This window comes from Neobacillus vireti (genome assembly GCF_001026695.1).
GTDB classification, from domain to species: domain Bacteria; phylum Bacillota; class Bacilli; order Bacillales; family Cytobacillaceae; genus Neobacillus; species Neobacillus vireti.
Map to the genome: position 1 here is coordinate 131,377 of NZ_LDNB01000015.1, position 6,365 is coordinate 137,741.

Annotated in this window: 6 protein-coding genes; 1 reads left to right on the forward strand and 5 read right to left on the reverse strand. The window is 41.2% G+C overall.

The annotated features are described in order from the left end of the window. Positions 1 to 14: 14 nt before the first annotated feature. From AA980_RS19850 to sppA, 3 genes are all read right to left on the reverse strand, one after another. Positions 15 to 713, reverse strand: a complete 699-nt coding sequence (locus AA980_RS19850; RefSeq protein WP_024028610.1) for a DUF2953 domain-containing protein — start codon at positions 711 to 713, stop codon at positions 15 to 17. Positions 714 to 799: 86 nt separating this feature from the next. Continuing rightward, positions 800 to 1,348, reverse strand: coding sequence for an RDD family protein (locus tag AA980_RS19855; protein WP_024028611.1), 549 nt, complete (start codon positions 1,346 to 1,348; stop codon positions 800 to 802). A 14-nt stretch (positions 1,349 to 1,362) separates the two neighbouring features. Next, the gene (gene sppA, locus AA980_RS19860; RefSeq protein WP_024028612.1) at positions 1,363 to 2,373 is read right to left on the reverse strand and encodes a signal peptide peptidase SppA; all 1,011 of its coding nucleotides are present in this window, start codon (positions 2,371 to 2,373) and stop codon (positions 1,363 to 1,365) included. Positions 2,374 to 2,535: 162 nt separating this feature from the next. Between sppA and AA980_RS19865 the strand changes: the two genes are divergently transcribed. Next, the gene (locus tag AA980_RS19865) at positions 2,536 to 3,339 is read left to right on the forward strand and encodes an NAD kinase (protein ID WP_024028613.1); all 804 of its coding nucleotides are present in this window, start codon (positions 2,536 to 2,538) and stop codon (positions 3,337 to 3,339) included. Between the two features lie 42 nt (positions 3,340 to 3,381). Here AA980_RS19865 and rarD read toward each other — a convergent pair whose 3' ends face one another. Together rarD and AA980_RS19875 are read right to left on the reverse strand one after the other, a co-directional pair. Then, complete coding sequence (gene rarD / locus AA980_RS19870; protein ID WP_024028614.1) at positions 3,382 to 4,314, reverse strand: EamA family transporter RarD; 933 nt, start codon at positions 4,312 to 4,314, stop codon at positions 3,382 to 3,384. An 89-nt stretch (positions 4,315 to 4,403) separates the two neighbouring features. Further along, positions 4,404 to 6,002, reverse strand: a complete 1,599-nt coding sequence (locus tag AA980_RS19875; RefSeq protein ID WP_024028615.1) for an amidohydrolase — start codon at positions 6,000 to 6,002, stop codon at positions 4,404 to 4,406. Between the last annotated feature and the right edge of the window lie 363 nt (positions 6,003 to 6,365).

Consider the following 6,365-nt stretch of genomic DNA (forward strand, 5'->3'; position numbering starts at 1 on the left):
TATTTCCTCCTCTTTCAAATCGATTTCGTTTTTTCATTTGAAAAATCTGTTTTACTTTTAAAGCGCGGTTTCCCGCCCTTCCAGAATTTCATCAGTTTTAAACCTGCGAGTATAGCATGCCCGATACGAAACTGAAAAATACATGTTAACCCTGTCTGAATAATGGCCGCTTGAAAGTGGGGAGTAATTGAAATTTGCGGTGTTGCTTTAAGTTTTAAATAGTGGCTGAGAAGTCCTGTTATACCGCCTTTTATCGCCCATAATGCTCCGGCTGCCATCCCAGTATAAGCGGCATCCCCCACCCCAATCAGGGAATGCCATTCTATTTTTTTTATCGTAACCTTTTGAAAGAATTTCCGGACAATGATATGTAAATTAAATACCCGATGCAGCAATTCTTTCGCATTCTTGAAATTAGTTAGCACATCTTTCTTGGTGACCTGGGTTACTTTATGTTCAGGATTTGCATCCTTGGCAGAATCCCCACCCATATTTGTATGAGTTTTCACTATAATGCTCGGGGAATTATCATCAATTTTGATTAATGGCACATTAATTTTGTATTTAATAAGCCCGAACCAAACTCTAAACTCCACTTTTAAGTCATCATTGTCATTATGATGATAATAATTTACAAGAATCGTTAGTTTAGTAAAAATAATTAGCATGAATAAGAACACTAGAAGCGACAAAGAAAGCAGCAGCCAAAACAATTTTATTCACAACCTTTCAGCCTTCTAGTATTCCTTTTTCAGGAAAAAAATAAACCTATCAACTCATAGTTGATAGGTCCAAATTTTTAGCGATCTATATGGATCACAGTTGTATCGGTGAAGAGGTCATGCAGGCCTTGCTTTTTCGGTAAAAAGGCGACAATGATATACCCGACGATGATCGTTGCCGAGATAAACCGGCCAATCCATTCACGAAAAAGACAAGTTCCCCATGTCAATTTGTCATTATGCAAATCGACTACTTTTAAACCAAAAACCATTTTTCCAAGTGTTTGATTAAAGTATTTCGTCATCAGCACAAAATATAAGTAAAAGATAACCGCTGACACGATAGAAATCGGGGCAAACATGTTGAATTCCGTTAAAGAAATATCAAGCACTCGAAAGAGCGGCTTAATCAATATCCGTTCAATGCTGCCAACAACAATTAGATCGAGAAGATACGCCCAAAAGCGCATCCAAAAACCAGCGTACCGAACCTGCCAAGTCTGTCCAATAGGTGCTTTTTCTGGTGAAAGGACATCATCCTCTAACACCTCAGTTTGCTGGTCCAGCAAATTTGCAGGTGTTTCCTTTGCTTCATTCCAGCCGTTTTGATGATCATTCGTTTCCATTTTCCAGTTCCCCCTTATTCCGCATATAAATACATTGGACGGGGTGAATTAGGCTTGGAAAGGATTTTCATTAAACCTGCCATATCAGCATTCTCACCGAGCCAGTTTTTTGTCTGAATTTTAAATAATGAACCGAGCCCAAAATCCTCTGAATAACGGACCACCTTCGCACCTTTCAGCTTCTCATCTTTTTTCATTCTCGCAATGACATCATCTAAGTAGCCATAATCATCGATTAGATTTAAATCCTTCGCCTGGCGGCCATCATATACACGGCCATCAGCGATTTTTTTGACGTTCTCAACTGTTAGATCGCGACCTTCTGAAATGACTTTGACAAATCCTTCGTATGAATTATCAATCATTTTTTGTAAAATTTGTCGTTCTTCATCCGTCATTTTTCTCGTTGGACTCATGATGTCTTTGTACTGTCCGCTTTTGATCGTGACAAAATCAACACCGTATTTATCTGCTAAGCCTTTGTAGTTATATCCTTCCATAATGACTCCAAGAGATCCTGTTAATGTTTCAGGGCTGGCAAAGATTTTCTTCGCTGCCGTTGAAATATAGTAACCGCCTGATGCGGCCATAGAACCCATGGAAATATAAACCGGCTTTTTCGTATCCTTCTGAATTTCCTTTATCTTATCATGGATTTCTGCACTTTCCACTACTCCGCCACCTGGAGAATTGACTCGGATAACGACACCTTTAACGCTATCATCGTCTTTAATATAATTCAGCTTTTTCATGAAATCCTGATGATTGTAACCGGCGCTTTGCAAAAAAGAGCCAGCATCCCCCGTGTCCTGTATTACGCCATCAACATTGAGAATGACGATTTTCTTTAATTCGCTCCCAGTTTCAACTACTTCTTCTGTAAAGGGCTGTTCTGTTGTCTTCATGAAATCGGTGAAATCCGTTTCAATTCCCTTAAAGGCAACCGCAGATAAAACATTAATTAAAATCGAGACAAAAAATAATGCCGCCGCAATCCCAAGAGCGGCCCAGCGTTTTCCATTCATAGGTATTCCCCCTTTTTCTCCACCTAAAATTAACATCTTTCATTTCATATTGTTTGAAAAAAGTGCTAAACTAATTTCAAGCTATCACTATTTTACCAAAGTTATTTCTGGTATGGTTAAATAAGTGGGATTTTCTCTATCATTTTACAGGGGGTACATATTATGGATGTGCGTCGAAATATTTATTTTTATCATAAGCGTGATTCGGACATAATGGAAAAAGCTGCTCCTCTCTTCGAAATTGCAGAACGCTATGGCTTTACCATTGTTTCTGATTATAGTAAGGCGAATATCATTGCTAGTATCGGTGATGATGGAACATTCCTCCAGGCTGTTAGAATGACTGGATTCCGCGATGATTGCCTTTATGTGGGGATTGCAACCGGAAATAGTTTAAGCATGTATTGCGATTTTCTCCTCAACGATACCTCGAAGATGATTGAAGCGGTTACATCAAGTGAACGGACTGAGGTCCGCCGTTATCCGACAATTGAAGTTTCTGTTGACGGTCAGGGTACGTTTTCGTGTTTAAACGATTTCAGTATTCGCTCGTCCGTTATTAAAACACTTGTCATTGATGTATTTGTCGATCAGCTTCATTTAGAAACATTCCGCGGTGATGGCCTCGTCATTGCTACGCCGACTGGGAGTACGGCTTATAATAAATCCGTTAATGGCTCAATAGTTGACCCTCTTCTCTCCTGTATGCAAGTAAGTGAGGTTGCATCCGTCAACAACAACGTTTACCGGACACTCGGCACGTCCTTTATAGTCGGCAGTGAACGGACACTAACACTTAAGGTCATATCCGATGACAATGATCAACCGACAATGGGTATGGATAATGAAGCACTAAGCATCCGCAGTGTTGATAAAATCAACATAAAAATTAGTGATAAAAAAATTAAAACGTTAAAACTAAAGGATAATTCTTTTTGGGATAAAGTAAAAAGAACATTCCTTTAGGCAAAAAAACCTTATCCAGTTATCGTGGATAAGGTTTTTAATTTACATACTAGCACGTTTTTCTTTCCTCCATTTTAATTCTCTCCGAGACAATAGTTTTGTTTTTGAAAGAGAATAGATTGCCAATGCCATCCAAATGAACAAAAACGATAACAGCTGCACCTTTGAAAAGTGTTCATGATAAACAAATATCCCTAAAAGTAATGTTAACGTTGGGGCAATATATTGCAGGAATCCTAGTAATGATAAGGGAATCTTCTGCGCTCCTTTTGCAAAATAGAGAAGCGGCACGGCTGTCGCTGCACCGGCACCAATTAATAGCAGGTCCGTTCCCGCACCGGCTGTTAAAAAGGAACTTGAACCGTTCAAGAAAAGGAAAAGCATATATATTGCTGCGAACGGTGTCACTACAAGTGTTTCTAATGTTAAGCCAACTGAAGAATCCACATTGATTAACTTCTTTGCCAACCCGTATAAGCCAAAGGAAAGAGCGAGAATAATCGCAATCCACGGAAACTCACCATGGGAAAAGGTAATAATCAATACTCCAACAGCAGCTAAAATGAAGGAAAGGTATTGGTAAAAGGTTGATTTCTCCTTTAGAACAATCATTCCTAATATGATACTGACAAGCGGATTCATATAATAGCCAAGGCTTGCCTCAATCATATGACCGTTATTTACCGCCCAAATATAGGTAAACCAATTCGCGGTAATAAGAAGGGAGGCAAGTGTCAGGGCATAAAGCTGTTTTTTGTTTTGCGCAAAGCCTTTAATCGTTCGTAAACATAATTCCCCTTTTTTCGTCAAAATCAGAACGACCACCATAAAAACGAACGACCAAAAAATGCGGTTGGCAAGGATTTCTTTTGCCTCCACATTGTTTAATAACTTCCAATAGATTGGCAATAGTCCCCATAGAAAATAGGAAAATCCGGCATAGATTGCCCCAAGCTGTGTTTCATTTTTTTTCATCTGTCCCCGCGCCTCTATTCTTTCTAGTTTCGAAATAATTTCTATTATAACGTGAAACAGATTAATAAGGGGATTTTTTTATTTACAGGTTACTCTTTTTTATAAACAATATCCCCACCGATAACCGTCATCACCGCATTAACGGTAGGAATACCGGAAGGAGGAAATTTAAAAATATCATGTTCCAGCACAGTAAAGTCCGCCAAAAATCCTTCCTTAATCATTCCACGGTCCTCCTCATGACAGGCTGCATAGGCACTGCCTTTCGTAAATAAACTGACCGTTTCATAAACACTTAAAGCCTGATTCTTACCATAGACCATTCCTTCAGGGTCATTCCTATTTGTCCTTGTTACCGCAGCGTGGATACCGAACATCGGATTAGGCAGCTCAATCGGGGAATCGGAACCCCCGGCACAGCGGAGACCTTCATTCAATAATGTCTTCCATGCGTAGCAATACTCTAATCTGTCTTCCCCTACCCGGTCGATGACCCACGGAAAGTCCGATGCCATAAATACAGGCTGGATATCAAGGACAACTGGCAGCTTTTTAGCCCGTTCAATAAGGTCTTTCCGTAAAATTTGGGCATGTATCGGCCTGTCCCTCCCAGGTCCGGCAAGTGGATGTGCTTCGATCGCATTAAGGACATACTCAAATCCTAAATCACCAATGGCGTGAATTGCTACTGGAAGGTTATTTTCACGTGCCTTTGCGACTAAGGCATTTAATTCTTCTTGACTAAAAATGGCCACCCCATTTGTTTCTGGTGCATCATTGTAAGGGCGGCTTAATAGTGCTGTTCTTCCGCCAATTGAGCCATCAGCAAAGATCTTCATCGCACCGAACTCGATCCATTCGTTACCCGATAAGAAGCTCGCTCCTTCTGAAACCATGTCATCAATGACTTCATGATGAACAAGTAAGTGGGCTCTGAACCTTAGTCCCTCTTCTTCGATTACCTTTTTAAACGTTTTGTATGTACGATGAAACCCGCCGTAATAGTTTAAATCCTCCGTGTGGACCCCGGTAATGCCTAGGCGATGTAAATCTCTAATTGCTGATCGCATTGATTTTTGCAAATATTCTTCTGAAACAATCGGGATTGCTGCTTGAATAAAGTCCTGGGCTTTATCCTTCAGCAGACCTGTTAATCCACCTTGGATATCTTTTTCTATCACCCCTCCTGCAGGGCACACAGTTTCTTCTGAAATCCCTGCGGATGAAAGTGCTTTTGAATTAACAACCATTGCATGCCGGCAGACCCGCTTCAACATGACTGGATTATCTGGAGAAATTTCATCCAATTCGTGTCGATGGATCAATTCTTTTCGCGCCCAGCGATTTTCATTCCAGCCTTCACCAATAATCCATTCACCCGGTATCACATCCTCGGCATATTCTCGAACTGCAGCTAGGACCTCTTCTTTCGAATTTAATCCCGAAAGGTCAAGCCGAATCAGCTTTTCACCATGGCCAATTAAATGAATATGGCTATCGACAAAGCCCGGAAACATGGTTGCGCCTTTCAGGTCGACCCGTTCCTTAATCCTGTCGTTAAAAATTTCTTCTAATTTTGCTTTTTCCCCTGTTTTAATAATTCTGTCTCCTTCTGTAAAAACAGCCTCAACCATTTCCGATTCGGTTTCAAGCGTATAAATCGTTCCGCCATACCACAATTTCCCCATGCTCTTGTCCCCTTTTTCATTTAAGTTTGTCGAATAGATCGAACCCCGAATCAGCCACAGTGCCCGTTAACTCGCTTTTTTCACCTCGACGGGCACTCTGAACCCGCCACAGTGCCCGTTGGACCTCTTTTTTCACCTCGACGGGCACTCTGAACCCGCCACAATGCCCGTTAACTCGCTTTTTTCACCTCGACGGGCACTCTAAACCCGCCACAGTGCCCGTTGACCTGCTTTTTTCATCTCGACGGGCACTCTGAAACACTCACAGTGCCCGTTGGACCTGCTTTTTTCACCTCGACGGGCACTCTGAACCCGCCACAATGCCCGTTAACTCGCTTTTTTCACCTCGACGGGCACTCTGAA